Annotated in this window: 26 protein-coding genes, 1 pseudogene and 1 riboswitch; of the genes and pseudogenes, 14 read left to right on the forward strand and 13 right to left on the reverse strand. The window is 73.4% G+C overall.

Features of this window, described 5'->3' with window-relative positions; genetic code table 11:
* Positions 1–57 precede the first annotated feature (57 nt).
* Positions 58–633, reverse strand: a complete 576-nt coding sequence (locus OG946_RS20865) for a TerD family protein (RefSeq protein ID WP_326797573.1) — start codon at positions 631–633, stop codon at positions 58–60.
* 169 nt (positions 634–802) lie between these two features.
* On the opposite strand from OG946_RS20865, the gene arfB reads away from it, so the two are divergent.
* Positions 803–1,234 carry an alternative ribosome rescue aminoacyl-tRNA hydrolase ArfB gene (gene arfB / locus OG946_RS20870; RefSeq protein WP_326797574.1) on the forward strand — a complete coding sequence of 144 codons (432 nt, stop codon included), beginning with the start codon at positions 803–805 and terminating at the stop codon, positions 1,232–1,234.
* A 64-nt stretch (positions 1,235–1,298) separates the two neighbouring features.
* Here the strand turns inward: arfB and OG946_RS20875 are convergent, their stop codons facing one another.
* Entirely contained in the window at positions 1,299–1,838 is a 540-nt protein-coding gene (locus OG946_RS20875; protein ID WP_326797575.1) for a flavin reductase family protein, read from the reverse strand.
* Between the two features lie 339 nt (positions 1,839–2,177).
* On the opposite strand from OG946_RS20875, the gene cdgB reads away from it, so the two are divergent.
* The gene (gene cdgB, locus OG946_RS20880; protein ID WP_326797576.1) at positions 2,178–3,869 is read left to right on the forward strand and encodes a diguanylate cyclase CdgB; all 1,692 of its coding nucleotides are present in this window, start codon (positions 2,178–2,180) and stop codon (positions 3,867–3,869) included.
* A gap of 184 nt (positions 3,870–4,053) precedes the next feature.
* Positions 4,054–5,025, forward strand: a complete 972-nt coding sequence (locus OG946_RS20885; RefSeq protein ID WP_326797577.1) for a CBM35 domain-containing protein — start codon at positions 4,054–4,056, stop codon at positions 5,023–5,025.
* Positions 5,026–5,099: 74 nt separating this feature from the next.
* Here OG946_RS20885 and OG946_RS20890 read toward each other — a convergent pair whose 3' ends face one another.
* From OG946_RS20890 to OG946_RS20910, 5 genes are all read right to left on the reverse strand, one after another.
* Complete coding sequence (locus tag OG946_RS20890; RefSeq protein ID WP_326797578.1) at positions 5,100–5,951, reverse strand: class II fructose-bisphosphate aldolase; 852 nt, start codon at positions 5,949–5,951, stop codon at positions 5,100–5,102.
* Between the two features lie 2 nt (positions 5,952–5,953).
* The gene (locus tag OG946_RS20895) at positions 5,954–6,937 is read right to left on the reverse strand and encodes a 1-phosphofructokinase family hexose kinase (RefSeq protein ID WP_326797579.1); all 984 of its coding nucleotides are present in this window, start codon (positions 6,935–6,937) and stop codon (positions 5,954–5,956) included.
* Positions 6,938–7,002: 65 nt separating this feature from the next.
* Positions 7,003–8,220 carry an N-acetylglucosamine-6-phosphate deacetylase gene (nagA, locus tag OG946_RS20900; RefSeq protein WP_326797580.1) on the reverse strand — a complete coding sequence of 406 codons (1,218 nt, stop codon included), beginning with the start codon at positions 8,218–8,220 and terminating at the stop codon, positions 7,003–7,005.
* Positions 8,220–9,149 (reverse strand): ROK family protein, encoded by a 930-nt coding sequence (locus OG946_RS20905; protein ID WP_326797581.1) that lies wholly within the window; start codon positions 9,147–9,149, stop codon positions 8,220–8,222. Before OG946_RS20905 ends, nagA begins: the two co-directional genes overlap by 1 nt.
* A 272-nt stretch (positions 9,150–9,421) precedes the next feature.
* Positions 9,422–10,360, reverse strand: a complete 939-nt coding sequence (locus OG946_RS20910) for an SIS domain-containing protein (RefSeq protein WP_326797582.1) — start codon at positions 10,358–10,360, stop codon at positions 9,422–9,424.
* 256 nt (positions 10,361–10,616) lie between these two features.
* Here OG946_RS20910 and OG946_RS20915 point away from each other — a divergent pair, with 256 nt between their 5' ends.
* On the forward strand, positions 10,617–11,897 hold the full coding sequence (locus OG946_RS20915) for an ABC transporter substrate-binding protein (protein WP_326797583.1): 1,281 nt from the start codon (positions 10,617–10,619) through the stop codon (positions 11,895–11,897).
* 93 nt (positions 11,898–11,990) lie between these two features.
* Here OG946_RS20915 and OG946_RS20920 read toward each other — a convergent pair whose 3' ends face one another.
* Positions 11,991–12,230 (reverse strand): DUF3263 domain-containing protein, encoded by a 240-nt coding sequence (locus OG946_RS20920; protein WP_326800324.1) that lies wholly within the window; start codon positions 12,228–12,230, stop codon positions 11,991–11,993.
* 37 nt (positions 12,231–12,267) lie between these two features.
* Here OG946_RS20920 and otsB point away from each other — a divergent pair, with 37 nt between their 5' ends.
* Both otsB and OG946_RS36160 read left to right on the forward strand, forming a co-directional pair.
* On the forward strand, positions 12,268–13,128 hold the full coding sequence (gene otsB / locus OG946_RS20925) for a trehalose-phosphatase (protein WP_326797584.1): 861 nt from the start codon (positions 12,268–12,270) through the stop codon (positions 13,126–13,128).
* A gap of 256 nt (positions 13,129–13,384) precedes the next feature.
* Positions 13,385–13,600: a CGNR zinc finger domain-containing protein gene (locus OG946_RS36160; protein WP_442814433.1), complete on the forward strand. Its 216-nt coding sequence runs from the start codon at positions 13,385–13,387 to the stop codon at positions 13,598–13,600.
* A gap of 55 nt (positions 13,601–13,655) precedes the next feature.
* Here OG946_RS36160 and OG946_RS20935 read toward each other — a convergent pair whose 3' ends face one another.
* Together OG946_RS20935 and OG946_RS20940 are read right to left on the reverse strand one after the other, a co-directional pair.
* A complete protein-coding gene (locus tag OG946_RS20935) occupies positions 13,656–15,083 on the reverse strand; it encodes an alpha,alpha-trehalose-phosphate synthase (UDP-forming) (protein WP_326797585.1) in 1,428 nt (475 codons plus the stop codon).
* A 304-nt stretch (positions 15,084–15,387) separates the two neighbouring features.
* A complete protein-coding gene (locus OG946_RS20940) occupies positions 15,388–16,350 on the reverse strand; it encodes a glucosyl-3-phosphoglycerate synthase (protein WP_326797586.1) in 963 nt (320 codons plus the stop codon).
* A gap of 180 nt (positions 16,351–16,530) precedes the next feature.
* Positions 16,531–16,670, forward strand: a riboswitch (SAM riboswitch).
* Positions 16,671–16,687: 17 nt separating this feature from the next.
* Between OG946_RS20940 and thrC the strand changes: the two genes are divergently transcribed.
* The 4 genes from thrC (at position 16,688) to groL (ending at position 20,860) form a co-directional block, all read left to right on the forward strand.
* Positions 16,688–17,992 carry a threonine synthase gene (gene thrC / locus OG946_RS20945; RefSeq protein WP_326797587.1) on the forward strand — a complete coding sequence of 435 codons (1,305 nt, stop codon included), beginning with the start codon at positions 16,688–16,690 and terminating at the stop codon, positions 17,990–17,992.
* Positions 17,989–18,267 carry a MoaD/ThiS family protein gene (locus tag OG946_RS20950; RefSeq protein ID WP_326797588.1) on the forward strand — a complete coding sequence of 93 codons (279 nt, stop codon included), beginning with the start codon at positions 17,989–17,991 and terminating at the stop codon, positions 18,265–18,267. Before thrC ends, OG946_RS20950 begins: the two co-directional genes overlap by 4 nt.
* Positions 18,268–18,663: 396 nt before the next feature.
* Positions 18,664–18,867 carry a cold-shock protein gene (locus tag OG946_RS20955; RefSeq protein ID WP_018839739.1) on the forward strand — a complete coding sequence of 68 codons (204 nt, stop codon included), beginning with the start codon at positions 18,664–18,666 and terminating at the stop codon, positions 18,865–18,867.
* Positions 18,868–19,237: 370 nt separating this feature from the next.
* Positions 19,238–20,860 (forward strand): chaperonin GroEL, encoded by a 1,623-nt coding sequence (gene groL, locus OG946_RS20960; RefSeq protein WP_101422708.1) that lies wholly within the window; start codon positions 19,238–19,240, stop codon positions 20,858–20,860.
* Between the two features lie 242 nt (positions 20,861–21,102).
* Here the strand turns inward: groL and murQ are convergent, their stop codons facing one another.
* On the reverse strand, positions 21,103–22,038 hold the full coding sequence (murQ, locus tag OG946_RS20965) for an N-acetylmuramic acid 6-phosphate etherase (RefSeq protein WP_326797589.1): 936 nt from the start codon (positions 22,036–22,038) through the stop codon (positions 21,103–21,105).
* A 625-nt stretch (positions 22,039–22,663) separates the two neighbouring features.
* Positions 22,664–23,602 (reverse strand): MurR/RpiR family transcriptional regulator, encoded by a 939-nt coding sequence (locus OG946_RS20970; protein ID WP_018839736.1) that lies wholly within the window; start codon positions 23,600–23,602, stop codon positions 22,664–22,666.
* Positions 23,603–23,720: 118 nt separating this feature from the next.
* Here OG946_RS20970 and OG946_RS20975 point away from each other — a divergent pair, with 118 nt between their 5' ends.
* The 3 genes and pseudogenes from OG946_RS20975 to OG946_RS20985 all read left to right on the forward strand — a co-directional run.
* Positions 23,721–24,098, forward strand: coding sequence for a hypothetical protein (locus OG946_RS20975; RefSeq protein ID WP_326797590.1), 378 nt, complete (start codon positions 23,721–23,723; stop codon positions 24,096–24,098).
* Positions 24,095–24,367 (forward strand): DUF4031 domain-containing protein, encoded by a 273-nt coding sequence (locus OG946_RS20980; RefSeq protein WP_326797591.1) that lies wholly within the window; start codon positions 24,095–24,097, stop codon positions 24,365–24,367. The genes OG946_RS20975 and OG946_RS20980 overlap by 4 nt, the downstream gene beginning before the upstream one ends.
* A 60-nt stretch (positions 24,368–24,427) precedes the next feature.
* Positions 24,428–25,399: pseudogene (locus tag OG946_RS20985) on the forward strand (MFS transporter); the annotation flags it as partial.
* Positions 25,400–25,447: 48 nt separating this feature from the next.
* Here OG946_RS20985 and OG946_RS20990 read toward each other — a convergent pair.
* Positions 25,448–26,143, reverse strand: a complete 696-nt coding sequence (locus OG946_RS20990) for an HD domain-containing protein (RefSeq protein WP_326797592.1) — start codon at positions 26,141–26,143, stop codon at positions 25,448–25,450.
* A 27-nt stretch (positions 26,144–26,170) separates the two neighbouring features.
* On the opposite strand from OG946_RS20990, the gene OG946_RS20995 reads away from it, so the two are divergent.
* Positions 26,171–26,869, forward strand: a complete 699-nt coding sequence (locus OG946_RS20995) for a copper homeostasis protein CutC (RefSeq protein WP_326797593.1) — start codon at positions 26,171–26,173, stop codon at positions 26,867–26,869.
* Positions 26,870–26,903: the final 34 nt, after the last annotated feature.

A 26,903-nucleotide genomic window follows, 5' to 3' on the forward strand; every position in this document is an offset into this window, starting at 1 on the left:
GCGCTCCCGCGCGGCGGGCCACTCCGTGTATGCGGATGTCCCGCGGATCCCGTCGGCTTAGACGCTGACGCCGAAGTCCTGGGCGATGCCCGACAGGCCCGAGGCGTAGCCCTGGCCCACCGCGCGGAACTTCCACTCCGCGCCGTTGCGGTACAGCTCGCCGAAGACCATCGCGGTCTCCGTCGCCGCGTCCTCGGTGAGGTCGTAGCGGGCGATCTCCGCCTCCCCGGCCTGGTTCACGACGCGGATGAACGCGTTGCGCACCTGGCCGAAGTTCTGGCTGCGGGTCTCGGCGTCGTAGATCGAGACCGGGAAGACGATCTTGTCGATCTCGGGCGGCAGGCCGGCGAGGTTGACCTTGATCTGCTCGTCGTCGCCCGCGCCCTCGCCGGTGACGTTGTCACCGGTGTGCACGATCGTCTGGTCCGGCGACTGCCGGTTGTTGAAGAAGATGAAGTGCTGGTCGGAGAAGACCCGGCCTTCGGCGTTCACCGCGATGGCGCTCGCGTCCAGGTCGAAGTCCACTCCCGTCGTGGTGCGGACGTCCCAGCCGAGACCGACCGTGACGGCGGTCAGCCCGGGGGCTTCCTTGGTGAGCGAAACGTTGCCGCCCTTGGACAGGCTTACGGGCATGGGGAGTCCCCTCCTGGTTCTGGCTCCACGTGCCGGAGCCACGTCTACGGACCACAACGCCGGTGTGCCCCACCCGGTTCCACGCACCGTACCCCCGCCACTTCCGGGCGACTCCCGGGTGGCGCAAACGACGTGACAGGTCGAACATCCGCGCGGGATCATGGGAGACATGTCCGGTCCCTACCGCATCCGCGGCTCGGTCGTCCTGCCGGAGGCCGAGCTGCTGTGGCGTTTCTCGCGTTCCTCCGGGCCGGGCGGTCAGCACGTGAACACCAGCGACACCCAGGCCGAGGTCCGCTTCGATCTCGCGGGTACGCAGTCGCTGCCGCCCGTGTGGAAGGAGCGGGCCCTGGAGCGGCTCGCGGACCGGCTCGTCGACGGGCACGTCGTGGTCCGGGCGAGCGAGCACCGGTCGCAGTGGCGCAACCGCGAGACGGCCGCCGTACGGCTCGCCGCGCTGCTCGCGGAGGCCACGGCGCCGCCGCCCGCGCCGCGGCGGAAGCGGAAGGTCCCGCGGGGGGTCAACGAGCGCAGGCTGCGGGAGAAGAAGCAGCGGTCCGACGTCAAGCGCGGCCGCACGGGCCGCGGCTGGGGCCAGTGACAGCTCGGCCGTCTCCCGCCGAGTCCCTCGCTCCCGCCCGTCGCCAACGCGAAGGTGCGAAGGCTCAGCCCAACGTCCGGTACCGCCCCCGGAAGTACGTCAGCGGGCTCCCGTCGGAGCTGGGCTGCGTCGCGCTCAGCACCCGCCCGATCACCAGCGTGTGGTCCCCCGCCACCACGCGCTGCTCCGTCCTGCACTCCACCGTCGCCAGCGCCCCGCCCACCAGCGCGCACCCCGTCACCTCGCCACGCGTGTACGGGATGTCGTCGAACAGCAGCCGGTCGCTGATCCGCCCCTTCATCGCGAACCGTCCGGCGATGTGCCGCTGGCTCTCGGAGAGCACCGACGCCGCCCACTCCTCGCGCTCCGTCAGCAGTTCGTCCATGCGGGAGCCGTTGCGGACGCTGACCATCACCAGCGGGGGGTCCAGGGACACCGACAGGAACGCGGTCGCCGTCATCCCGACGTCCTCGCCGTTCAGGCCGGGGTCCGGGTCGTACGCGGTGACCAGCACCACGCCCGCGGCCAGCCGGCTCATGGCCGCCCGGAACTGCTCGTCGCTCACCCCAACAGGATGGTCCACCGTTTGCGTCTCATGCAGCACGCTTCGAACCGTAACGGGGCGGACGGGCCCCGGGCATCGGGCCGAGGGCGGAGCGGAGTCCTAGGTCTCCGTCCCGCCCCACCTGCCGCGGGCCCCCCACGGACCCCGCCGTACGGCCCCTTCCGCCTCACCCGGCGCGAAGCTCGCGCGGACCGGCGTGCGACTCTTGGCCGCACGCCGGTTAACACCTTCCCACCCTGTGACTTGAGTCACAGAGGCCATCCAATGTTGACCCTGTGTACCCGCCGAAGAGCTGGCTGTGATTCAGTGGCCGTGTCGTTGGATGAAATTCCACGCGGGGGTCTTCCGCCGAGGTCGGGGCGAGACGGGAGGGCAGGTATGGAGACGGAGGCCGAACCTTACGTAAGGCTGGCGAGCCTGCGCCGGCTGCATTCGGTCCTCGCGGACCTGAATCAGACGCGCAGCCTCGCCGACACTCTCCAGAGCGTCGCGGACGGGCTCGTCGCCCTCGGGTACGAGGTGTCCGCGGTGAACCTCGTACGGCCCGACGGCGATCTCGTCGTCGCCGCCGTCGGCGGTGATCCGACCGCCGAGGCGATCATGGCGGGCCGGGTCGGCCCGCGCGAGGCGTGGGAACGCCGGCTCCACATGGGCGTCGAGTGGGGCGAGCTGCGCTACATACCCCACAGCGAAGGCTGGGTGCTCGACGACGACGCGGTGCCGCAGACCCACCCCGTCGTCCCGCCGCCCTCCGCCCCCGGTGACTGGGTCACCGGCGACCGCCTCTTCGCACCGATCTACGACGCCGGCCGCGAGCTGCTCGGCGTCCTGTCCGTCGACAAGCCGGCCAACGGCCGGGTGCCGACACCCTGGGGGCGCGAGGCCCTGCAGATGTACGCCTCGCAGGCCGCCATAGCGATCACCAACGCCCGGCTGCGGGCCAACATGCAGCGCGCGCTGGTGCGTCTGGAGCGCGAGCAGCAGGCGCTCCGCGCCAGCGAGGAGAGCTTCCGCCAGGCCTTCGAGTACGCGCCCAGCGGCATGGCCGTCGCCGAGATGGGCGGCGACGACCACGGGCGGCTGATCCGTACGAACGACGCGCTGTGCCGGCTCCTGGGCCGCCAGCCCTCCAGCCTGCGCCGGCTGTCGTTCTCCGACCTGGTCCACCCCGAGGACGTCGGCACCCTGCTGCGCACCTTCGCCGAGGGCGGCAAGGCCGAACTGCGCCTCGCCCGCCGCGACGGCACGTACGTGTGGGCGAGCCTGCGCAACTCGGTGGTCGCCGACGCCGCCGACGGCCCGCGCTACCTCCTCACCCACGTCGAGGACATCGAGGAGCGCAAGCGCCACGAGGCGCAGCTCGCGCACCGCGCCAGCCACGACTCGCTCACCGGCCTGCCCAACGCCGCCGAACTGCGCGCCCGGCTCACCGCCCGGCTCTGCGACCGGCCGCCGGAGCTGTACACGGGCGCCGTCAGCCACTCCGCCGCCGGGCTGCCGGGGCCGCGCGGCCGGGCCATCGTCGGCGCCGGTCCTGTCCCCGGCGAGGTCGACAGCAACGGGCACGGCTTCGGGACGGACGGTGCCGAGGAGCAGTGGGCAGGACCCGGTCCTTACGAGCACCATGTGCACGCGATGGCCCCCGAGGGCGGCGGGGAGTCCGGGGGCAAGGGGCTCGCGGTGCTCTTCTGCGACCTCGACGGCTTCAAGTCCATCAACGACCGCTTCGGGCACAACACCGGCGACGCCGTGCTCATCGCCGTCGCACAGCGGCTGACCCACGCGGTCCGCGACGGCGATACCGTCGCGCGGCTCGGCGGCGACGAGTTCGTGGTGCTCGCCGACGGCCTGACGCCCGGCGGCGCCGAGGACCTGGCGGTGCGGCTGCGGAACGCGATCATCCCGCCGATCCGCGTCGACGGCCGGGGGGTGCGCGTGGGCGCGAGCATCGGCACCGGCTGGGCGATGTGCGGGATGTCGACGGAGGAGATCCTCAGCTCGGCGGACCAGCTCATGTACCGCGAGAAGCGGGCCCGCTCGCAGGGCCGCTCGCACCGCCGGGCAGGCTAGTGGCGGTGGTACGGGCCCGGGGCGGCGCCGCCCCGCGGCCCCCGGTCGTCCACAGGCGGCCGTCGTGGCTTCGTCCACAGTCGACAGAAGGAACGCTCGGGTACTGCTCCGGACGGGGTAGGCTCGCCCCCTGGCCGGCGGTCCGCCGGCCGGGACGCAACGCCCACCAGGGAGTGAGAGGGAGATGACGGCCGGCAACCACGGTGCGGGCACGCCGCCCGAGGACGACGACCCCTTCGCCCATCTGTACCGCCCCGAGGGCGGTGCCGCGCCGGTGCCGGGACCGGGGGAGGGCACGGCCCCCGCCCCGGGTGTGCCGCGCACGTCGTACACCCAGGTCAGGGCCGTCGGCGAGCGGACGTACGGCGGCCAGCAGGCCGCGCACCAGGTGCCGCCCCAGCAGGCGTATCCGTACGGGCAGTCCAGCCCCAGCCCGCACTACGCCGCGCCCGAGACCTACGGCGGCCCCCCGCCGCAGCCCCCGTCCTTCCCGCCGGGTGACCCCGGCGAGGGCCCCCGCCGCGGCCGCGGCAGCGGGCGGAACGGGCTGATGCTCGGCGCGGTCGCCGTGGTCGCCACGGTGGTCATCGCCATCGTCGCCGCGGTGCTCTTCAGCGGCGACGGGGAGAACTCGGACGTCGGCGGCGGCGACTCGGAGTCCGTCGCCCCCAGCCCCGACGGCGACGACGGGCCCAAGAACGGCGACGACAAGCCCGAGAAGGACCCGACCGCCCCGCCCACCGAGGAGGGCGCGAAGCTGGCGCTGGCCGGCGGCGCGGTCGTCGGCAGCGACACGAACGTCTCCGAGGACGGCCCGTACGTCCACGGCCTGGAGAAGGAGGGCGCGTCCGCCACCTGGAAGCCCGAGGTCAGCGAGGCGGGGGAGTACACGCTCTTCGTCGACTACAGCGTGCCGGGCAAGGACGCCGAACTCACCCTCACCATCAACGGTGAGGCGGAGGGCCGGGCGCTGAACCTGGAGAACTTCGCGAAGGCGAAGAAGAACGACTGGCTGGCGGGCTGGACCCGGACCTACTCGTGGATCTCCCTGGAAGAGGGCGCCAACGAGATCAAGCTGTCCTGCGAGTCGGGCAACAAGGAATGCCAGAGCGCGATCAGCAAGGTGGAGCTCAAGGAGGGCCAGGTCTCGTCGTAGCGCTTTCCGGTGCCGTAGCGCCGGTACGTCCGGGCCCGTAGCGCCGCTACGGGCCCGTCGCCGTCCCCGCTCCGTCAGCCGCCGACGACCTCCAGGAACCGCCGCACGGTCGCGGCCATCGCGTCCCGCCCCGGCGCCAGGTACTTGCGCGGGTCCACCACATCTGGGTGCGCGTCCAGATGGGCGCGGGCGGCGCCGGTGAACGCGGTGTTCAGGGCCGTACCGACGTTGATCTTCACCATCCCCGAGGCCACCGCCTGCCGCAGCTCCTCGTCCGGTACCCCGGACGAGCCGTGCAGCACCAGCGGCACCGCGACCGCGGCCCGCAGCCGGCCGATCAGCTTGTGGTCGAGCGCCGCCGTGCGCTCGGTCATCGCGTGCGAGCTACCCACCGCGACGGCCAGCGCGTCGACCCCGGTGTCCCTGACGTACGCGACTGCCTCGTCCGGGTCCGTCCGCACCCCCGGCGCGTGCGCGTCGAGGGGCGCCTCGCCCTCCTTGCCGCCGACCTTCCCCAGCTCCGCCTCGATCCAGATGCCGTGCTCGTGCGCCCAGCGCACCGCCTCCGCGGCGGCCTTGACGTTGTCGGCGTACGACAGCTTGGAGGCGTCGAACATCACCGAGCTGAAGCCAAGACCGTGCGCGGAGCGCAGCAGTTCCGGGGAGACGACGTGATCCAGGTGCAGCGACAACTGCGCGGACGAGGAGCGCGCCACGGCCGCCGTCGCGGCGGCGATCGGCGTGAGCCGGCCGCCGTGGAACCGTACGGCGTTCTCCGAGATCTGCAGCACCGCGGGCGCGCCCGCGGCCTCCGCGCCGGCGGCGATCGCCTCGGCGTGCTCCAGCGTGATGACGTTGAAGGCGGGCACGCCGTGGCCCGCGGCGCGGGCGGCGGCGACGAGTTCGCCGGTGGTCGTGAGTGGCATCTTCAGGCCCCATCCCGGGCCGCACCGCGGCCCGACGTGATCTCGGTGCGCGGCAGCGTCTCCGCGTAGACGGCGGTGTCGAACTCGCCCGCCACGGGCGCGGCGACGGTCGCCGCGGACAGCGCCACCGCGCGGGCGAGCCGGGCGGGCCAGTCCAGGCCCTCGGCGAGCCCGGAGAGCAGGCCGGCGACGGCGGAATCGCCGGCGCCGGTGGGGTTGCCCGGCACGTGCCGCGGCGGTGCGGCGCGCCAGGTGCCTTCGGCGGTGACGGCGAGCAGTCCGTCGGCGCCGAGCGAGGCGACGACGGCGTGGGCGCCGCGGCGGCGGGCGTCGTCGGCGGCGCGCAGCGGCTCGGTGTCGCCGGTGAGCTGGGCCAGCTCCTCGGCGTTGGGCTTGACGAGGTCGGGTCCCGCGGCGACGCCGTGGCGCAGCGGTTCGCCGCTGGTGTCGAGGAGTACGGGCACGCCGGCGGCGTGCGCGGCGCGCACCAGCTCGGCGTACGCGTCCACGGGCACCCCGGGCGGCAGGCTGCCGCAGAGCGCCACGGCCCGCACGGGTGCGGGGCCTTCGCCGGTGCCTGTGCCCGTGCCGGAGCCCTTGAGGAGCGACGCGTACGCGTCGAGGAACACCGCCCACTCGTCGGCGGTGACCTCGGGCCCCGCCTCGTTGAGCTGGGTGGTGTCGCCCGTACTGCCGTCCACGACGGCGACCGTGCGGCGGGTGTTGCCCGCGACGGAGACGAGCGCGTCGGTCACTCCAGCCGACTCCGCGGCCAGCAGCGCGCGGACCTGCGCGCCCGTGGGGCCGCCGGCGAGGCCGGTGACGGTGACGGGGTGGCCGAGCGCGGCGAGCACGCGGGCCACGTTCAGGCCCTTGCCGCCGGGCCGCTCCGTGACGTCGGTGACGCGGTGCGACGCGTGGGCGCGCAGCCGCGGCACCCGGTACGTGACGTCGAGTGCCAGATTGAGTGTGACGGTGAGGAACATATGCGCGAAAGATCCTGCCATGGTGCTTGAGCGCCGTCGACGGCGCGCGCCGCCGCCGGCGCGCCTCAGCTACCGGGTTCGACGATCCACGCACCCTTGCGCATGATCCCGACGAGAGCGAACCGGTCGTCGAACACGACGAGGTCCGCGTCCTTTCCGGGCTCCAGCGAGCCGATCCGGTCGTACGCGCCCAGCACCTTCGCCGGCGTCGCCGACAGCGCCGCCACGACGTCCCCGACCGGCAGACCGTCGACGGTGACCGCCCGGCGGAACGCGGTGTCCAGCGTCAGCGTGGAGCCCGCGATCGACCCGCCGTCGACCAGCCGGGCCACGCCGTCCCGCACGTCGACCTCCATCGGGCCGAGCGGGTAGCGGCCGTCGCCCATGCCGGCGGCGCCCATCGCGTCGGTGATGAACGCGACCCGGCCCGCCCCCGCGGTCCCGAACGCCAACTGCAGTACCGCGGGGTGCAGATGCACGCCGTCGTTGATCAGCTCGACGGTGACCCGCTCGTCCTCCAGCAGCGCGGCGACAGGACCCGGCGAGCGGTGGCCGAGCGCGGGCATGGCGTTGAAGAGGTGGGTGGCGACGGTGGCGCCGGCCGCGACGGCCTCCTGCACGGCGTCGTACGAGGAGTCGGTGTGGCCCACGGCGGCGATGACGCCGCTGTCGGCGAGAAGGCGTACGGAGTCGAGGCCGCCCGGCAGCTCCGGCGCGAGCGTGAGCATCCGGGTCTGCCCGCGGCCGGCCTCGACGAGCTTGCGCACGTCGGCGGGCGCGGGGTCGCGCAGCAGCGAGGGCTGGTGGGCGCCGCAGCGGTGCGGGGAGATGAACGGGCCCTCGAAGTGGATGCCGGCCAGCTCGCCGTCCTCGGCCAGCTCGGCGAGGACGCCGGCCTGCCGGGCGAGGTCGTCCAGGTCGCCGGTGACGGTGGAGGCGAGCATGGTGGTGGTGCCGTGGCCGCGGTGGGTGTCGATGACGGTGCGGGCCTGCTCGTGGGTGCCGCCGGAGAAGGAGGCGCCGCCGGCGCCGTGCACGTGGATGTCGACGAAGCCGGGGACGATCCAGTGCCCGGAGAGGTCGAGGGCCGCGGGCCCGCCGTCGTCCCGCGGCCCGCCGGGGGCCTGCGGTGCCGTGCCGGGCCGTGCCGGGCCGGCCTGCGGTGCCACCGAGGCGATCCGGCCGTCCGCGACGGTGAGCCGGGCGTCCTCTACGGTGCCGGCCGGCTGGACCACACGGGCGCCGGTGAGCACCGTGCCGCCCTCCCGCATCGAATCCCGCATCAGGCGGTTACCTCCGTGGCGAGTAGGTCCCAGGCGAGCTGCCCGGCGCCCAGGCAGGCGGCGGCGTCTCCGAGCTCCGCCGGGACGATCTGGGGGAATGTCTGGAACGTGAGGCGCGCCCGGACGGCGCGCGTGAGCGGTACGAACAGGGTGTCGCCGGCCTCGGCGAGGCCGCCGCCGACGACGATCCGGCGGGGGTCGAGCAGGGTGATGCCGGTGATCAGACCGCCGGCGAGGGCGTCGACGGCGTCCTGCCAGACGGCTTCCGCCAGCGGGTCGCCGGCCTCGACGGCCCGGGCGCAGTCCGCGGCGGTCGCGCCGGGGTCGCCGCAGGCGGTGGCCCACGCCTCGCCGACCGCGGAGGCGGACGCCAGCCGCTCCAGGCAGCCGCGCTGCCCGCAGCCGCAGGGCGGCCCGTCGGGGCGTACGACGACGTGGCCGATCTCGCCGGAGCCGCCGTGGGCGCCGGGCTCGATGCGTCCTTCGATGCCGATGGCGGCGGCGATGCCGGTGCCGAGGGCGATGAAGAGGAACCGGTCCACGTCGCGCGCGGCCCCGAGCCGGCCCTCGGCGAGCCCGCCGGTGCGCAGGTCGTGGCCGACGGCGACGGGGCAGGCCAGCCGCTCGCCGAGGAGGCGGCGGAACGGTACGTCACGCCAGCCGAGGTTCGCCGAGAACACCGCGACGCCCTCGGCGTCGTCCACGATCCCGGGCACCGCGACGCCGGCCGCGACGGCCGGCTCGCCGTACTTCTCCACGCCGATGTCCCGCAGCTCGGCCGCGAAGTCGAGCACGGCGGCGACGACGGCCTCGGGACCCGCCTCGCGGGGGGTCGGCCGGCGCGTCTCGTGGAGCAGCGCGCCGTCCGCCCCGACGAGGGCGGCTTTCATGCCGGTGCCGCCCACATCGAGGGCGATGACGTGTCTCACGGGGGACAGTCTCGCCCGTAAAGAGGCGAGAGGTCTAGTCCAGTCGCGATGACGGGTCCGGTTTCCCCCGGTATCCGGGTGAGTGCCCCCGCTGAACCCCCGGACGCCGACCGCGGGCTCCCCCGCTGCACGCCGGCCGCACCCCGCCGGGCCCTCCGCCGTGCGTCGCCGCGTGACGCACGGCCGTGTGTTTTCCGCGGGCCGCCCGCGTCAGCGCCCTTCCGCGGTGCCGCCCCGCCGCATGCGCCGTCCCGAAGGCCGGCCGCACGGCCTTATCGCAGGACGACGCTGCGCGTCAGGTTCCGGGGGCGGTCCGGGTCGTACCCCTTCGCCTCCGCCACGGCCACCGCCAGCCGCTGGGCCCGTACCAGGTCCGCCATCGGGTCGAGCCCGCGCGCCGTCGACTCCGCGCTCAGGTGGCCGCCGACCCGGCCGACGTCCGCCGCCAGCCCCTCGGGCAGCTCGCCGAAGTGCCACACCGCCCGCCCGGGGCCGGTGATCGCCATCGGCCCGTGCCGGTACTCCATCGCCGGGTAGCTCTCCGTCCACGCGCCGGCCGCCTCGCGCATCTTCAGCGCCGCCTCCGCCGCCAGACCGCAGGTCCAGCCCCGGCCCAGGAACGTCCACTGCACCGCCGCCGCCAGCTCCTTCGGCAGCGGCTGCGTCACCGCCAACTCGGCGTCGACCGCGGCGTCCGTGACGGACTTCACACCCGCCGCGGGCGGCCCGTGCAGTTCGAGGCCGGCGCGCAGCAGCGCCAGCGCCGTCGTCGCGAACCGGGTCTGCACCACCGACTCCTCGTCCGCGTACGCCAGCGTGACCAGCGCGTCAGCGGCCGTGGCGACGGGCGTCTCCGCGTCCGCCGTGAGGGCGGTCGTCGCGGTCCCGGCGGCGTCGTTCCGTACCGCGGCCAGCAGGTCCAGCACCTCGGTGGTCGTCCCGGACCGGGTGATCGCCACCATCCGGTCGTACCGCCGCCCGGCCGGGAACTCCGAGGCGGCGTAGGCGTCGGTGTGTCCCTGGCCCGCCGCCTCCCGCAGCCCGGCGTACGCCTGCGCCATGAACCACGAGGTGCCGCAGCCGACCACCGCGACCCTCTCCCCGGGCTGCGGCAGCCCGGTGACGGCCGCCGCCTCCTGCCGGGCTCGGCGCCAGCAGCTCGGCTGGGTGGCTATCTCGGCGGCGGTGCGGGACGGTTCTGCGGCTGCCATGAGGTGCGGCTCCCTGGTTGTGCTCGTGGACGTACGTCGCCACGCGCACCGTTGCGATCGTGCGCGCTTTCGTGCTGTTCCGCGACCGTTGGTGTGCGGTTCAGCTCGTCGCTTCCCTATCAGCCCGGTACCCCGTGCGGCAATGGCAGGAAGGGGGGACGTGGTTACGGAAGTGATATCCGTCTGGTGTAGACCTGAGAGGGGCGCTCCGGACAGACTCGGCCCTCTCAGATGATTCTGAAGGTGGGCTAAAGCTGTGCAGCGGCGTGGATTTCTGAAGGCGGCGGCCGGTGCCGCGGGAGCGGCGGCCCTGCCGCTGAGCGCGTGCGGGGACGGCAGTGGCGGCGGCGATGTCACGCTGAAGCTGGTGGCCGCCGAGTACGGCACGGGCGAGTCCGACACCGCCCGGCGCTACTGGGAGCAGTTGGCGGCGAAGTTCTCCAACGACACCCCGGGGATCTCGGTCGACATCGAGATCATCCCGTGGGAGGACATCGACGCCAAGGTCGACAAGATGGTGAAGGACGGCAACCCGCCGGACATCGCGCAGATGGGCCCGTACGCCGAGTACAGCTCCCGCGACATGCTCTACAGCACCGACGAACTGCTCTCCATCCCCACCCAGGCCAACTTCGTACCGAGCCTCGCCGCCGCCGGCGAGGTCAACCGCGTCCAGTACGGCATGCCCTTCGTCTCCAGCTCGCGGCTGCTGTTCTACAACAAGTCCCTCTTCGAGGACGCGGGTCTGAGCACCGACCCCGAGGACGCGCCCGAGGACTGGGACGAACTCCTCGACGTCGCGCAGGCGCTCAAGGACACCGGCGTGAAGGTCCCGTACGCGCTCCCGCTCGGCCCCGAGGAGGCCCAGGGCGAGACGCTGATGTGGATGATCAGCGGCGGCGGCGCGTACACGGACGACGTCGGCAGCTACACGATCGACTCCGAGCAGAACATCCACACCTTCAACTGGATACGCGACAACCTCGTCGGCGCCGGCCTCACCTACGCCGCGCCCTCCGAGACCAACAGACGCACGGCCTTCGCCGACTTCGTCAAGGGCGACGTCGGCATGATCTTCGGCCACCCGACGCTGATGCAGAACCTGCGCCGCGAGAAGGTCGACTTCGGCATCGCCCTGAAGCTGCCCGGACGCGACGGGCCCTCGGAGTCGACGATGGGCGTCGCCGACTGGATCATGGCGTTCAAGGCCAACGGCAACCGCTCCCAGATCGGCAAGTTCCTCGACGTCCTCTTCGACGACACCAACGTGCTGAAGTTCGCGCAGCGCTACGACCTGCTGCCGACGACGGTCTCCGGTGTGGACAAGCTGAGCCAGGGCCGCAAGGACCTGCAGCCGTTCCTGGACCAGCTCCAGACCGCGGTCTTCTACCCGGACAACAAGACCTCGTGGGCGCGGGTCAACGCGGAGCTGAAGAAGCAGATAGGCAAGGCGGCCGAGGCGGGCGGCGAGCCGCCGGAGCGGGTGCTGACGAACCTCCAGAGCATCGCGGAGTCGGCCTCCACGACGGAGGAGTGACCCGCCCCTCGTCCTCCTGTCGTCCTCCTGTGCCGCCCGTACGGACCGCGCGGACCCCGCAGCCCACCCGGACCGGGGGAGCGCGAACGCGCGTCAGCCCTCCCGGGCGTCGCGGCGGGCCTGCCGGACGCGGCGCAGCCGATTGACCGTCACCGGGTCGTGCTCCTGCGCGCGCGGGTCGTCCAGGAGCGCGTTGAGCACCTGGTAGTACCGCGTCGGGGAGAGCCCCAGGCGCTCCCGGATCGCCCGCTCCTTCGCCCCCGGACCCGGCCACGCGCGCTTCTCCAGCGCGAGCACCGCCAAGTCCCGCTCGGTCAGCGCACCCTCCGACATGCCCTGCACGTTACCCCGGGCCGGTAGGGTCCTGGACATGGGCAGCACCTCCGCAGCACAGCTCCCCGTTCCGCGTACCGAGGCGGGCCGCGCCGGCCTCGCGGCGCTCCTCGCCGACCCGGAGCAGGCCCTCGTCGCCTTCGACTTCGACGGCACCCTCGCCCCGATCGTCTCCGACCCGGACTCCGCGCGGGCCCACCCCGGCGCCGTACCCGCGCTGGCCCGGGTCGCGCCGCGCATGGGGACCGTCGCCGTCATCACCGGCCGGCCCGCCGCCGTGGCCGTACGGTACGGCGGCTTCGCCGGCGTCGAGGGGCTGGCCCACCTGCGCGTCCTCGGCCACTACGGCGACGAGCAGTGGGACGCCGCCACCGGCACCCTCCGCGCGCCCGACCCGCACCCCGGCGTCGCGGCGGTGCAGGCCGAACTGCCGGGTGTGCTGGAGGCGGCGGGCGCCTGGCGGGGCACGTGGATCGAGGACAAGGGCCGCGCCGTCGCCGTCCACACCCGCCGCGCCGACCACCCCGCCGAGGCCGCCGACGCGCTGCGCAAGCCGCTGGACGACCTGGCGGCGGCCCACGGCCTCGTGGTCGAACCGGGCCGCTTCGTCCTCGAACTCCGCCCCCCGGGTATGGACAAGGGCCGCGCCCTCACCGCCCTGACCCGCGAGACCGGCGCCCGCACCGTCCTCTACGCCGGCGACGACCTCGGCGACCTCGCCGCCTACGACGCCGTGGACGCGCTGCGCCCGGAGGGCGTCGCCGGGCTGCTGGTGTGCAGCGCGGCGACGACGGGCGAGGGCGCGGACACGCTGGCGGACCGCGCGGACCTGACGGTCGAGGGACCGCAGGGCGTGGTGGACCTCCTGACGGCCCTGGCAACGGCCCTCGGCACGTAGCCCCTGGCCGTCAGGCTTCGCAGCCCCGCGCCGTCGGGCTCGGAGCCCCGGACCCCGCCGACTCCGCAGCCGCGGACCCCGCGGACCCCGCGGACCCCGCGGACCCCGCGGACTCCGCAGCCCCGGGCCGCTGACCACCGCCCGCGCCGCCCTGCGCGCCGCCCTCGACGGCGACGAGCAGCCGCTCGACGAGATACTGGCCCACGGCGCCCGCCGCCCCCTGCTGCGCGCCGGCCGGGCCACCTCGGAGATCGTCGTGGACGACCCCGCGTGGCTGCCGGCCTGGGTCGCCGCGGCCGATCTGGTCCGGCTCTACGAGGAGCACCCGGAGCGGGTCCGCGGCTGTGCGAACCCCGAGTGCGTGCTGTGGTTCTACGACGTCAGCAAGAACGGCCGCCGCCGCTGGTGCTCGATGGAGGGGTGCGGCAACCGCGCGAAGGCGGCCCGCTTCCAGGAGCGCCACCGCCGCTGAGGGCGGCGCGGCCCGTACCGCGCGCCGCTGAGGGCGGCGCGGCCCGTACCGCCGGCTACGCCCGCAGCGCGTCCAACTGCGCGAGGAACCACGCCTGCGGCGGCAGCGCCGTGGCCGCCGCCGCCAGCCGCTTCGTCCGCCGGGCACGCTCGTCGCGCGGCATCGTCAGCGCCGCGTGCAGCGCGTCCGCCGTGGCCTCCACGTCGTACGGGTGCACCACGAGCGCGTCCTCGGCGAGGTCCGCGTACGCGCCGGCCTCCCGGGACAGCACCAGCGCGCAGCCGTCGTCCGAGACCACCGGGATCTCCTTCGCGACCAGGTTCATCCCGTCCCGCAGCGGATTGACCAGCGCCACGTCGGCCAGCCGGTACGCGGCGAGCGAGCGGGCGAAGTCGTCCTCGACGTGCAGCACGACCGGCTGCCAGCCGTCCGTCCCGTACGCCTCGTTGATCTCCGCGGCGAGGCGGCGTACCTCGGCGGTGTAGTCCCGGTACACGGCCAGGTCCTGCCGCGACGGATACGCGAACGCCAGCTTCACCACCCGCCCGCGCCACTCCGGCCGCGCTTCCAGCAGCCGCCGGTACGCGAGCAGCCCGCGGACGATGTTCTTCGACAACTCGGTGCGGTCCACCCGCACCACGATCTCGCGGTCCGCGCCGCCGATCTGCTCGCGCAGGGCCGCCATCCGCCCGGCGACGTCCGGCCGCCGCGACCGCTCGCGCAGGAAGTCGGCGTCGGCGCCGAGGGCGTGCACGTCGACCCAGGTCGTCCGCTCCCCCCGCGCCTCCTCCCCGGCCCACGCGACCTCCGCCTCGCCGCCCAGCACCCCGCGGCAGCAGCCGGCGAACGCCTCGGCCCACCGGCGGGTGTGGAAGCCGACGCGGTCGGCGCCGAGCAGCCCGCGCAGCAGGGCGGCGGCGATGTCGTCGGGGAGGAGCCGGAAGTACTCCGGGGGCGCCCAGGGGGTGTGGGTGAAGTGCGAGATGCGCAGGTCGGGGCGGCGCTCGCGGAGCATGCCGGGGACGAGACACAGGTGGTAGTCCTGCACGAGCACCGCCGCGCCCTCGGCGGCACCGTCGGCGAGGGCGTCGGCGAAGGCGCGGTTGTACGTCTCGTACGCGGCCCACTGGCGGCGGAACCCGGCGTCGAAGACGGGGGCGACGGGGATGTCGTAGAGCATGTGGTGGACGAACCACAGGACGGAGTTCGCGACGCCGTTGTACGCGTCGTGGAAGACGTCCGGGTCGATGCCGAGCATCCGCACCCCCGGCTCGGCCACCCCCCGCCGCACGGCCTCCCGGTCCCCGTCACCGAGCGCGGCACACACCCACAACGCCCCGGCCTCGGGTCCCACGGCGCTGAGCCCGGAGACGAGCCCGCCACCGCCGCGCTTGGCGACGAGCGCGCCGTCGTCGCCGACGGCGTACGAGACGGGCCCGCGGTTGGACGCGACGAGCAGGGGAGCACCGGGCGACACGACCATGCGCCGAGCCTAGCCGCGGCAGAGCCCGCCGAAACGCAACCGGGACGGTGTGGCCGATACCGGTGGGGACACGTGGGCCGGTGGGGCCAGGGGGCTCCGGACGATCGAGAGGCCGGACAGGGGGCGGGGGCGCAGTCGGCCGGGGGAGAGAGACTCGCGGAGGTCTCGGGGGTGCGGCCCCTAGGAGGCTCGGGCGGAGCCCGGCAGGTCTCGGGCGGAGCCCCGGGGTCTCGGGGCGGGGACCTGAGTTGCGGGAAGGGGTGGGTACGGGGAGATCACCCCGCCATCGCCCGCCCGGCGAGGGCTACGCCGCTCGGCGCTCCACATACTCGCGGATCTCCCCCATCGGCGGCCGCTCGTCCGTGTCCACCCCGTACGTCCGCGGCTCGAACGCCCCGTCCGCCCCCCGGTCGAACTGCGTCAGCCGCGGCCGCACCAGGTGCCCCCGCGCCAGCCGCAACTGCGCCGTGCGGTAGATCGCCGCCGCCATGCGCCCCAGCGCGCGGTCGTCCTGGTGCCGGTGCCGGCGGACGCCGACGTCGACCTGCGCCAGCGCGCCCAGCCCCACCGTGTGCAGCGCGTCGACGAGCAGGCCCAGCTCCACCCCGTACCCGACCGGGAACGGCAGCCGCTCCAGCAGCGACCGGCGCGCCGCGTACTCGCCGCCCAGCGGCTGGACGAAGCCGGCCAGCAGCGGCCAGTGCAGGTTCAGCAGCGGCCGGGCCACCAGCTCGGTCACCCGCCCGCCCTGTCCGGTCGCACCCGTGCCCAGCGGCCTGTCGTACACCGCCTTCACGAACTCCACGTCAGGTTCCGTCAGCAGCGGCCCCACGATCCCGCTCACGAACGCCGTGTCGAAGTCCCGCAGGTCCGCGTCCACGAAGCACACGATCTCGCCGCGCGTCACCAGCAGCGACCGCCACAGCACCTCGCCCTTGCCCGGCACCGCCGGCAGCCGCGGCAGCACCTCGTCGCGGTGCACGACCCGCGCGCCGGCCGCGGCGGCGACCTCCGCCGTACGGTCCGTGGAGCCGGAGTCCATCACGACCAGCTCGTCCACCAGCCCGCCGTCGCCGGGAGCCATCAGCTCCGCGCGGATCGCCGCGACGATCGCACCGACCGTGGCCTCCTCGTCGAGCGCGGGCAGCACCACGCTCACGGTCCCGCGCGCCCCGAGCGCCCGCTTGGCCGCCAGCAGCCGCGCGGGCGGCCGGTCCGCCGCGGACCAGGACCGCGTCCTCAGCCACTGCTCCACGTCATCGAGCACCTGCGGGCCTCCCCTTGCCGGTGTCCTGTCCGGTGTGAGAGCCGTCTCGCGTATCGGACGGCCCTCACAACTGTCCTGGTCGTCGGTTACAGTCTTGAACAACGTGCGTGACGTCCCTATGTCGGGGTCCGCGCGCCGGACAAAAGCGCCGGACGGCCCCGCCGGACCCGCGCCATACAGAGCTCATCCAGAGGGGCAGAGGGAACGGCCCGTTGAAGCCCCGGCAACCCTCCGTCCGGTACTCGCGACGCTGCGAGGCCCCGGACGGTGATGGTGCCAATTCCGTCCTGCGGCGAGATGCGTCGCGGGGAAGATGAGGAGAGAGGGCCTCGCCAGTATGGCTGTAGACACAGCTCCCACCCGCACCGCCGTCGACGGCGCCCCTGATCTGGGCCCCGCCGTCGCGCTGTCGTGCCGGGAGTGCGGGGAGCGGGTGCCGCTCGGTCCGGTGTTCGCGTGCCAGTCGTGTTTCGGGCCGCTGGAGGCGGCCTACGAGCTCCCCGGCGGTGACGCCGAGTCCGCCTCCCGGCTGCGGGCCCGTATCGAGGCGGGTCCGCGGAGCATCTGGCGGTACGCACCGCTGCTGCCGGTCCCCGCGGACGTGGCGGACAAGCCGAACCTGAACCCGGGGTTCACCCGGCTGCACCGCGCCGACCGGCTCGCCGCCGAGCTGGGCGTGACGGGCGCGCTGCACGTCAAGGACGACTCGGGCAACCCGACGCACTCCTTCAAGGACCGCGTCGTCGCGATCGCCGTCGAGGCGGCGCGCGCCTTCGGCTTCACCACCCTGTCGTGTTCCTCCACGGGCAATCTGGCCGGCGCGGTCGGCGCGGCCGCGGCGCGGGCGGGACTGCGTTCGTGCGTGTTCATCCCGTACGACCTGGAGCACGCGAAGGTCGTCATGGCCGCGGTCTACGGCGGTGACGTCGTCGGCATCGAGGGCACGTACGACGACGTGAACCGCTTCTGCTCCGAGCTGATCGGCGACCCGATCGGCGAGGGCTGGGGTTTCACGAACGTCAATCTGCGCCCGTACTACGCGGAGGGCTCCAAGACCCTCGCGTACGAGATCTGCGAGCAGCTCGGCTGGCGGCTCCCGGACAACATCGTCATCCCCGTCGCCTCCGGCTCCCAGCTCACGAAGATCGACAAGGGGCTGAAGGAGCTGATCGCGACGGGGCTGGTCGAGGAGCGCCCGTACAAGATCTTCGGCGCCCAGGCGGCCGGCTGCTCCCCGGTCTCGCGGGCCTTCAAGGACGGTCACGACGTGGTACGTCCGGTGCGGCCCGACACGATCGCCAAGTCCCTCGCCATCGGCAACCCGGCCGACGGCCCGTACGTGCTGGACATCGCCCGCCGCACCGGCGGCGCGGTGGAGGACGTGACGGACGCCGAGGTCGTGGACGCGGTGAAGCTGCTGGCCCGTACCGAGGGCGTGTTCGCGGAGACGGCGGGCGGCGTGACCTTCGGCGTGCTGGCGAAGCTCGTCGCGGACGGCCGGATCGACCCGGCCGAGACCACCGTCGCGATCAACACGGGCGACGGTCTGAAGACCCTCGACGCGGTCGCTCCCACCACGGGGCCGAGCGCGATCATTCGTCCCACACTCGACTCCTTCCGAGAGGCCGGCCTCGCATCATGAGCGTGAACGTCCGAATTCCGACCATCCTCCGTACGTATACCGACGGGCGGGCAGAGGTGAGCGCCGAGGGCGCGACGCTGGCCGAGGTGATCGAAGACCTGGAGAAGCACCACCGCGGCATCGCCGGCCGGGTGCTGGACGATCAAGGCAAGCTGCGCCGCTTCGTGAACGTCTACGTGAACGATGATGACGTCCGCTTCGCCGATGGCCTGCAGACTCCCACTCCCGAGGGGGCCGGGGTCTCGATCATTCCGGCGGTCGCCGGAGGCTGCTGAACCCCGCTTGCGCGCGTGCGGCCCCACTGATCCGGAGTGGGGCCGTTCGCATGTCATGACACGCGATAGGGTTGGGGCGTTCCCCCCTCGTGGCCCATGCTCCACGCATATGAGAACGCGACAAGTTCCGTGCAAATGCGGAGAGTTAATTGTCGTGATGGTGAGTTATGCCCTGCCCGAGTTGTCAGGGAATGGCGGAAATTGATCGGAAAAATACCGATCGCGTGTCCGCAGAATTCTCGTCCGATTGACCTGTTGCACTGGGCATCTGTGCGGATACATTCAGCCGCGGTCGACGCGTTCCGGCGCACGCCCCGGCGTGTATCCGGGGGTGAGGTCTGACCCGGGTCCGCGGAGTGCGGTCCTGTGTAAGGGCCAGCAATAGGGGAGTTTGGAATGGCTCAGGGCACCGTCAAGTGGTTCAACGCGGAGAAGGGGTACGGCTTCATCGCGGTCGACGGTGGTGCGGATGTCTTCGTCCACTACAGCGCGATTCAGATGGACGGATACCGCACCCTCGAGGAAGGCCAGCGGGTCGAGTTCGAGATCTCGCAGGGTCAGAAGGGGCCGCAGGCAGACATGGTCCGCGTCAGCGGCTGAGCGCCGGGCATCGACCACGGACGACTCGCGACGGCCCGCACCCTCCGGGGTGCGGGCCCTCTGCTGTCCGCGCTCCTCCCTGCTCCTGCCCCCTTTGTCCTCCCGTGTCCGCCTCCTCCCGCGGCCTGTTGTGCGGTGCCGCGGTCCGGTTCGGCTCTGCGCATGAGAACCCCCTGCCCGCTTGCACTCGCAGGGGGCGAGTGCTAATCATTGGCGTTAGCACTCTCCCCGTGAGAGTGACAGCACGGGACCGGTTCGGTGAGGTCCGTACGCCGGGTGGGAGGGAACCACGCGGGTCGCGGACCGTCCGTCGCGGGCGCCAGCGCGGTCCGGACACAGACGACCCCCCTGTCCGGGAGGACTCAACACAATGGCCAAGACCATCGCGTTCGACGAGGAGGCGCGGCGCGGCCTCGAGCGCGGCATGAACCAGCTCGCCGACGCCGTCCGCGTCACCCTCGGCCCCAAGGGCCGGAACGTCGTCCTCGAGAAGAAGTGGGGCGCCCCCACGATCACGAACGACGGTGTCTCCATCGCCAAGGAGATCGAGCTCGAGGACCCGTACGAGAAGATCGGTGCCGAGCTGGTCAAGGAGGTCGCGAAGAAGACGGACGACGTCGCCGGTGACGGCACGACGACCGCGACCGTCCTGGCCCAGGCCCTGGTCAAGGAGGGCCTGCGCAACGTGGCCGCCGGCGCCAACCCGATGGCGCTGAAGCGCGGCATCGAGAAGGCCACCGAGGCCGTCTCCGCTGCCCTGCTGGAGCAGGCCAAGGACGTGGAGACCAAGGAGCAGATCGCCTCCACCGCCTCCATCTCCGCCGGCGACACCCAGATCGGCGAGCTGATCGCCGAGGCCATGGACAAGGTCGGCAAGGAAGGCGTCATCACCGTCGAGGAGTCGCAGACCTTCGGGCTGGAGCTGGAGCTCACCGAGGGCATGCGCTTCGACAAGGGCTACATCTCCGCCTACTTCGCCACCGACATGGAGCGCATGGAGGCGGAGCTGGAGGACCCGTACATCCTCATCGCCAACTCCAAGATCAGCGCGGTCAAGGACCTGCTGCCGCTCCTGGAGAAGGTCATGCAGTCCGGCAAGCCGCTGCTGATCATCGCCGAGGACGTCGAGGGCGAGGCCCTGTCCACCCTCGTGGTGAACAAGATCCGCGGCACCTTCAAGTCCGTCGCCGTCAAGGCCCCGGGCTTCGGCGACCGCCGCAAGGCCATGCTCGGCGACATCGCCATCCTCACCGGTGGCCAGGTCATCTCCGAGGAGGTCGGCCTCAAGCTGGAGAGCGCCACGCTCGACCTGCTGGGCCGCGCCCGCAAGGTCGTCATCACCAAGGACGAGACCACCATCGTCGACGGCTCGGGCGACAGCGAGCAGGTCCAGGGCCGGGTCAACCAGATCCGGGCCGAGATCGACGCCAGCGACTCCGACTACGACCGCGAGAAGCTGCAGGAGCGGCTCGCCAAGCTGGCCGGCGGCGTGGCCGTCATCAAGGCCGGCGCCGCGACCGAGGTCGAGCTGAAGGAGCGCAAGCACCGCATCGAGGACGCCGTGCGCAACGCGAAGGCGGCCGTCGAGGAGGGCATCGTCGCCGGCGGCGGCGTGGCCCTGCTGCAGGCCGGCCACGTCTTCGAGAAGCTGGAGCTCCAGGGCGACGAGGCCACCGGCGCGTCCGCCGTGAAGCTGGCCCTGGAGGCCCCGCTGAAGCAGATCGCGGTCAACGCCGGCCTTGAGGGCGGCGTCGTGGTGGAGAAGGTGCGCAACCTGACCGCCGGTCACGGGCTCAACGCCGCCAGCGGCGAGTACGTCGACATGATCGCCGAGGGCATCCTCGACCCGGCCAAGGTGACCCGCTCCGCGCTGCAGAACGCGGCGTCGATCGCGGGCCTGTTCCTCACCACCGAGGCCGTCGTCGCCGACAAGCCGGAGAAGGAGAAGGCCGCGGCCGGGGGCGGTATGCCCGGCGGCGACATGGACTTCTGATCCGGGATCGCGAAGTCCGTACGTCCGGCGACCGGCCGCGGCCGGTCGCCGGACGGGCTGACGAACCGAGGGCGGTACCCCGCAGGGGGTGCCGCCCTCGGGCGCGTTGGCACCCGGCGGCGGCGCGTCGGCGCGCAGCGGCGGCGGCCGCGGCGCCGTCGGGGGAGGGGCGGTCTGGTACCCCCAGCCGGCGCCGGCTGGGGGACCCTCCTGTCAACGACCCCTTATCGCCGCCGCCGGGCTCAGCTCACGTCGGTCGCGGACTTCAGGGCGACGCGCAGGTGACCGTGTGAGGCGTCGAGCAGGCGCTCCGCCGTGCTGCCGTCCACGCCGCCGAGGATGGTGAGGATCGCGTTCTTCACCTCGCCGTGGGTTTCGGCGAGGGCGGCCTCCACCTCCTCGTCGCCCGCGCCCGTCGCCAGCGCGACGATGCGCCGCGAACGGGCCCGCAGCTTCTCGTTGGAGGCGCGCACGTCGACCATCAGGTTCCCGTACGTCTTGCCGAGACGGATCATCGTGATCGTCGACAGCATGTTGAGCACGAGCTTCTGCGCCGTGCCCGCCTTCAGCCGAGTCGACCCCGCGATCAGCTCGGGGCCCACGACGACCTCGATGCCGTGCTGCGCCGCCGCGCCCAGCGGCGAACCGGCGTTGCAGGACAGCCCGATGGTCAGCGCCCCCAGGCCGCGGGCGTACGTCACGCCGCCGACCGCGTACGGCGTGCGGCCGGAGGCGGAGATGCCGACGACCGCGTCGTCGGGTCCCAGCTCCGCCGCCGCCAGGTCATCCGCGGCCAGCTCCTCGCTGTCCTCCGCGCCCTCCGTGGAGGTCCGCAGCGCCACGTCCCCGCCGGCGATCATGCCGACGACCTGCGACGGGTCGGTGTTGAACGTCGGCGGGCACTCGCTCGCGTCCAGCACCCCGAGCCGGCCCGCGGTGCCGGCGCCCAGATAGAACAGCCGGCCGCCGCGGGCCATGCGTTCGGCGATGTCGTCGATGGCGGCGGCGATCTGCGGCAGTTGCGTGGCGACAGCGCCCGGTACCCCGCTGTCCTCCTCGTTCATGATTCCGGCGATCTCCAGGCTGGAGAGACGGTCGATCTCTGCCAGCTCGGGACGGAACGCCTCGGTGGTCAGGTTTTCCAGCTCCCGGCGGATGTCTGCTGAGGGAGAGGGCATGTCGGAGCGGCTCTTTCCATACGGTGCGTGGCGCGCGGTGGGCGGTGCGCGCACGCGGAGGTGGGTCGATCACGGCGGCTTGCGTGGTGCTGTCGCCGGCGGTCGGACTACCGCCACGGGCGTCCGGCGCGCGGAGCGCGCCAGGCCACCGGGCGGCGCCGGCGTCGTACGGCGGTGCGGTCGGGCGCCGGCCCTCGGACGCCCGCGGGGACGTCCTGGGGCAGGCCGGTGCGGAGCCCGGCGCCCGGGGTGGTGCGGGGTGGAGCGTGGCCGCGGGCGGGTGAGGCCCGCGAGTGGTGCGTGAGCGGTATGTGGCGCATGAGCGGTAACCGTGGTGTGAGGGGTGCGTGCTGGACATACGGCATGTACGGCACGAGCTGCACGAGCGGTGCTTGGCGCGGGAGCGGTATGCGGTGTGGGGTGTGCGTGGCGCGTGGGCGGTGCGTGGTGCGGGTGGCGCGGTGGACGCGTCGGGCGCGCGGGGCAGGGCCCGTACGCCCGGCGTATCCGACAGATCCGACTCGTCCGCGGCCTCCGGCGCGGCCGGTGCCGTGGGCGGGGTCCGCGCCTGGACGGAGGGCGGGTCGCCGGTGCATCGGTCGTCGTCGGGTGTCGCCGGGCGGCGTCAGGACCGCGGGCGGAGCGGGCTGTGCCGGTGGGCCAGCGCCTCGTACGAGGCGGCGAGCGCCGGGGCGGCCCGTTCGTACGTCCGCTGGGCCACGCCTATGAACAGGCAGTCCACGACCAGCAGTTGGCCCGTCCGGCTGGACATGGCCGCCGGCCGCAGCTCGCTCTCGCGACCCGTGGACGTGGTGAGTATGTGATCGGCGTACGACGCGACGGGGCCGTCCGGGCGGCCGGTGATCGCCACCGTCGTCGCCCCGTGGTCGAACGCGACCCGCAGCGGCTCTATGACGTCGACCGTGCGGCCCGAGTGCGTGATCGCGATGGCCACGTCGCCCGCGCGCAGTTGGACGGCGTTGGTCACGGCCAGGTGCGGGTCGGGCGAGGCGTGCGCCACGACGCCGATCCGCAGCAGCTTCTGGACCAGGTCCTGGCCCACGAGGTTCGAGGCGCCGATGCCGTACACATCGATGCGCCGGGCGGTGGCCATGGCGGCGATCGCCGCCTCCAACTGCACGGGGTCGAGCCCGGCCGCGGTGTCCGCGAGGGCCTGCTGCTCGTCCCGCGCGAGCTTGGCGATGACGTCGGCCATCGAATCGTCCACCGCTATGTCCGCGGTGACCGACGGCGCCCGCCCGGCCTCCTGCTGCGCGGCGGCGGCGGCGAGGGCCAGCCGGAGATCGCGATACCCGGGATAGCCGAGCAGCCGCGCCGTCCGCACGACGGTGGCCTCCGACGTACCGGTGCGCTCCGCGAGGCCGGTGACGGTGAGCGCGGCGCAGCCGGCCGGGTCCCCGGCGACGGCCTCGGCGACGCGCTGCATGGAGCGCGTCATGGACGGCGCGACCGTGCGCACCTTGGCCGCGAGGGCGGCGGGCGCGGGCGGCGCGGGTCCGGTCGGGGTGTCAGGAGTGAAAGTTTCCTTCACGCTGTAGCTCACACACGAAAGATATTTTCGCGACGGAGGGCGAGTCAACCCCCCGCGTCGGCCCTGTGGAAAACCCCGGCGCCCGGCCGCGGCCCGGCCTCGCGGGTGCCGGTTGCGGGACAATGAATGTATGGAGCACCAAGGGCTGGAGCAGGCGCTACACCGCGCCCGCGCGCTGATCCTCGCCGACCTCAGCGCCGCCGACGTGGCGGAACCGGACGTGGTCACTTTCGTCGAGGACGCGGTGGTCCACCGCCGCTGGTGGGTGGAGCAGTGGCCCGAGGGCGTGGCGTACCTCGACGGCCTGGTGGCCCAGGACGTCCAGGACGCGCTGCTGGAGAAGTACGGCAGATGGCCGCTGTGCCCCGTATGCGAGGACGTCGACTCCGCGGGCCCGCACGCGCTGGACATCGAACCGGAGTTGGGCCCGGACCCGCGGTGGGTGTGCGGCAGGACGGGCGCGGTGGTGGCCCGGGTGGGGAGCCTGGGGGGAGGCGGTGCCGGATGACGATCTACGTGGACCCGCCCACGTGGCCGGGTCACGGGCGGATGTGGTCGCACCTGGTGAGCGACGTGTCGTACGAGGAACTGCACGCGTTCGCAGAGTCGATGGGGGTACCGCGGAGGGCGTTCGACGGGGACCACTACGACATCCCGTCGACGCGGTACGGGGACGCGGTGAGCCGGGGCGCCGTGGAGGTGGGCTCGAAGGAACTGCTGCGGAGACTGGTGGAGGGGGGCCTGCGGAGACGGGGGAGGAAGACAGGGACGGGGTGACGGGATCCCCGCGATCGCAGGAATGTTCCCCCGGCGTCCCAGCGTTTCCTTCTTTATGCCGGGCACATCGTAGGGGCCGTCTCCACCTCCTACGGTGTCCTCTTCGCCACCCGCATCGTCAGTGCCCTCGCCTGCGCCGGGTTCTGGGCCGTCGGTGCCGCCGTCGCGATCGCAACCGTTCCGACAGGTGCCCGCGCACGGGCGATGGCGATCATGGTCGGCGGGCTCAGCGTCGCGAACGTCGCCGGGGTGCCCGGTGGGGCGCTACTCGGGCAGCACTTCGGCTGGCGGTCCGCATTCTGGGCCGTGACGCTGATGACCGCCGTCGCCCTCGTCGGCGTGGTGGCGCTCGTACCGCGCGGCGGGCCCGACGACGCCCAGCCGCAGAGCCTCCGGCAGGAGCTGCGCATCTACCGTGACGGCGAGGTGTGGCTCGCCATGGCTACGGTCGCGCTCTTCGCAGGCGCAACGTTCTCCTTCTTCTCCTACCTCGCCCCCCTCCTCACCGACGTCGCCGGCCTCGGCGACGGCTGGGTGCCGACCGTGCTCGCGCTCTTCGGCGCCGGGGCGTTCCTCGGCACGCTCGTCGGCGGGCGGATGGCGGACAGGTACCGGTTCGGGACCATGTACGTCGGGCTGTCCGCGACCGCCGCCGTGCTGGTGGCGTGCGCGCTGCTCGCCGAGTACCCGGTGGCGATCGTGACCCTGTCGATCCTCCTCGGCGCCACGGCCTTCACCACCGCGCCCGCGCTCAACGCCCGCATCTTCGATGTTGCCGGCGACGCACAGGGCCTCGCGGGCGCGACGGCGACCTCTTCGTTCAACATCGGCAATACCGTCGGCCCGTGGCTCGGCGGCCTCGTCATCAGCGCCGGCCTCGGGTACGCCGCCACCGCGTGGACCGGCTCCGTGCTGGCGGTGGGCGCGGTGGTGATGACGGTGGTCGCCGGCCGGTCGGCGGCGCGGCGTACGAGGCTGGTGGCGTGCGGCGGCGAGCCGGCGGCCGAGGGCGCGGTGAAAGCGGCGGGGTAGGCACGGCTGTCACTCCCGTTCACCTCGACTGACGTCCTGTCGGAAGCCTTACCCGCCCAGCAGCTCCAGCTCCGTCCCCACGTTGTGCCGCGCCGCCGCCTCCCAGCGGGCGTACCCCGTCTCCGTACGGAACAGCCGGGGCAGCCCGAGCAGTTGTCGTAGCACCGTCGCGCGGCCCTCCCGGAACGCGTCGGCCGGCACGAAGCCGTACTCCTCCCGGACCGCCGCCGCGTACGCCGCGTACGCCGTCGGCGTACCCGCCAGCACCGCGAGGTCCGCGTCGCACAGCACCTCGCCGTTGCGGTCCCCGGCGTGCGGGTCGTGGGTCACCGTGAGCCGTACGAGCCGCGCCACTTCCGCCACGCGCTCGGCCTCAACTCCCGCCTCTGCCAAGGCGACTTGCGCGAGTCGCGCACTGCGCTCCTCGTTCTCGCTGTGCTCCGGCCGGTAGACGGCGTCGTGGAACCAGGCCGCCAGGCGTACGGCGTCGGGGTCATCGGCGTGGGCGGCCAGCTCGTCGATGCGGTCGAGGACCGCGGCCAGATGCGCCGCGGTGTGGTAGCGCCGCTGGGACTCACCCCACCGTTCCAGCAGGTTCATCCCGTACGGTACGGGGTCGGGGGGTGCGGCGCCGGAGCGGCAGCGGGTGAGCAGTGCCGTCCAGCGGTCGAGGAGGGCCGGGTCGGTGGGCTCGGGCGCCGATGGTGCGGGCTGGTTATCTCCGGGGGCGGGCATGGTCACCATTCTGCGCGATATGGCAGGCTGTGCTTCATGTCTAGACCAATGCTGCTTGAGGTCATCGCCCTGAACGCCGCCGACGCCGCCGCCGCGGAGGCGGGCGGTGCCGACCGTCTGGAGTTGGTCACGGACATGGCCGCCGACGGGCTCACCCCGTCGCGCGAGACCGTCGCCGCCGTGCGGGCCGCGGTGGAGATCCCCGTACGCGTCATGCTGCGGGCCGAGGACGGGTTCGCGGCGGGGGACGTGGAGGCGCTGGCGGTACGGGCGCGGGCGCTGCGGGCGGAGGGGGCGGAGGAGTTCGTCCTCGGGTTCCTGGACGAGGCGGGCGGGCCGGATCTGGCGACGGTCGGGCGGCTGCTGGAGGCGGTGGGGGACGGGTGCCGGTGGACGTTCCACCGGGCGATCGACCGGGCGGCGGACCGGGACACGCTGCGCAAGCAGCTCGCGGGCCTGCCGGGGCTGGACACCTACCTGACGGCGGGCTCGGCGAAGGGTGTCGCGGACGGCCTGCCGGTGCTGGTCGCCGAGGCCGCCCGCGCGACCGCCTGCCAGCCCGGCTACGAGGCCCGCATCATGGCCGGCGGCGGCCTCACCACGGCCCACGTTCCCCACCTCCGGGCGGCGGGCCTGGACGCCTTCCACGTCGGCGGCGCGGTCCGCCCGGAGGGCTGGTCGGGCCCGGTGTCGCCGCAGTCGGTGGCGGAGTGGCGGCGCCTGCTGGACACGTAGGCGCTCCGCGGGGGCGGCGGGCCCGAGGCCGCGC

Source organism: Streptomyces sp. NBC_01808 (assembly GCF_035917395.1).
In the GTDB taxonomy this organism is placed as follows: domain Bacteria; phylum Actinomycetota; class Actinomycetes; order Streptomycetales; family Streptomycetaceae; genus Streptomyces.

Excerpts from the sequence above, each read along its gene's own strand:
- cdgB (WP_326797576.1), top strand. The coding sequence starts at position 2,178 with ATGGAGACGGAGGCCGAACCTTACGTAAGGCTGGCGAGCCTGCGCCGG.
- OG946_RS20895 (WP_326797579.1), bottom strand. The coding sequence starts at position 6,937 with ATGTTCCTCACCGTCACACTCAATCTGGCACTCGACGTCACGTACCGG.
- OG946_RS20910 (WP_326797582.1), bottom strand. The coding sequence starts at position 10,360 with ATGGCAGCCGCAGAACCGTCCCGCACCGCCGCCGAGATAGCCACCCAG.
- otsB (WP_326797584.1), top strand. The coding sequence starts at position 12,268 with ATGGGCAGCACCTCCGCAGCACAGCTCCCCGTTCCGCGTACCGAGGCG.
- OG946_RS20885 (WP_326797577.1), top strand. The coding sequence starts at position 4,054 with ATGACGGCCGGCAACCACGGTGCGGGCACGCCGCCCGAGGACGACGAC.
- arfB (WP_326797574.1), top strand. The coding sequence starts at position 803 with ATGTCCGGTCCCTACCGCATCCGCGGCTCGGTCGTCCTGCCGGAGGCC.
- OG946_RS20990 (WP_326797592.1), bottom strand. The coding sequence starts at position 26,143 with ATGGTGACCATGCCCGCCCCCGGAGATAACCAGCCCGCACCATCGGCG.
- OG946_RS20980 (WP_326797591.1), top strand. The coding sequence starts at position 24,095 with ATGACGATCTACGTGGACCCGCCCACGTGGCCGGGTCACGGGCGGATG.
- murQ (WP_326797589.1), bottom strand. The coding sequence starts at position 22,038 with ATGCCCTCTCCCTCAGCAGACATCCGCCGGGAGCTGGAAAACCTGACC.
- OG946_RS20955 (WP_018839739.1), top strand. The coding sequence starts at position 18,664 with ATGGCTCAGGGCACCGTCAAGTGGTTCAACGCGGAGAAGGGGTACGGC.
- thrC (WP_326797587.1), top strand. The coding sequence starts at position 16,688 with ATGGCTGTAGACACAGCTCCCACCCGCACCGCCGTCGACGGCGCCCCT.
- groL (WP_101422708.1), top strand. The coding sequence starts at position 19,238 with ATGGCCAAGACCATCGCGTTCGACGAGGAGGCGCGGCGCGGCCTCGAG.
- OG946_RS20950 (WP_326797588.1), top strand. The coding sequence starts at position 17,989 with ATGAGCGTGAACGTCCGAATTCCGACCATCCTCCGTACGTATACCGAC.
- OG946_RS20975 (WP_326797590.1), top strand. The coding sequence starts at position 23,721 with ATGGAGCACCAAGGGCTGGAGCAGGCGCTACACCGCGCCCGCGCGCTG.
- OG946_RS20865 (WP_326797573.1), bottom strand. The coding sequence starts at position 633 with ATGCCCGTAAGCCTGTCCAAGGGCGGCAACGTTTCGCTCACCAAGGAA.
- OG946_RS20995 (WP_326797593.1), top strand. The coding sequence starts at position 26,171 with ATGTCTAGACCAATGCTGCTTGAGGTCATCGCCCTGAACGCCGCCGAC.
- OG946_RS20935 (WP_326797585.1), bottom strand. The coding sequence starts at position 15,083 with ATGGTCGTGTCGCCCGGTGCTCCCCTGCTCGTCGCGTCCAACCGCGGG.
- OG946_RS20890 (WP_326797578.1), bottom strand. The coding sequence starts at position 5,951 with ATGCCACTCACGACCACCGGCGAACTCGTCGCCGCCGCCCGCGCCGCG.
- OG946_RS20920 (WP_326800324.1), bottom strand. The coding sequence starts at position 12,230 with ATGTCGGAGGGTGCGCTGACCGAGCGGGACTTGGCGGTGCTCGCGCTG.
- nagA (WP_326797580.1), bottom strand. The coding sequence starts at position 8,220 with ATGCGGGATTCGATGCGGGAGGGCGGCACGGTGCTCACCGGCGCCCGT.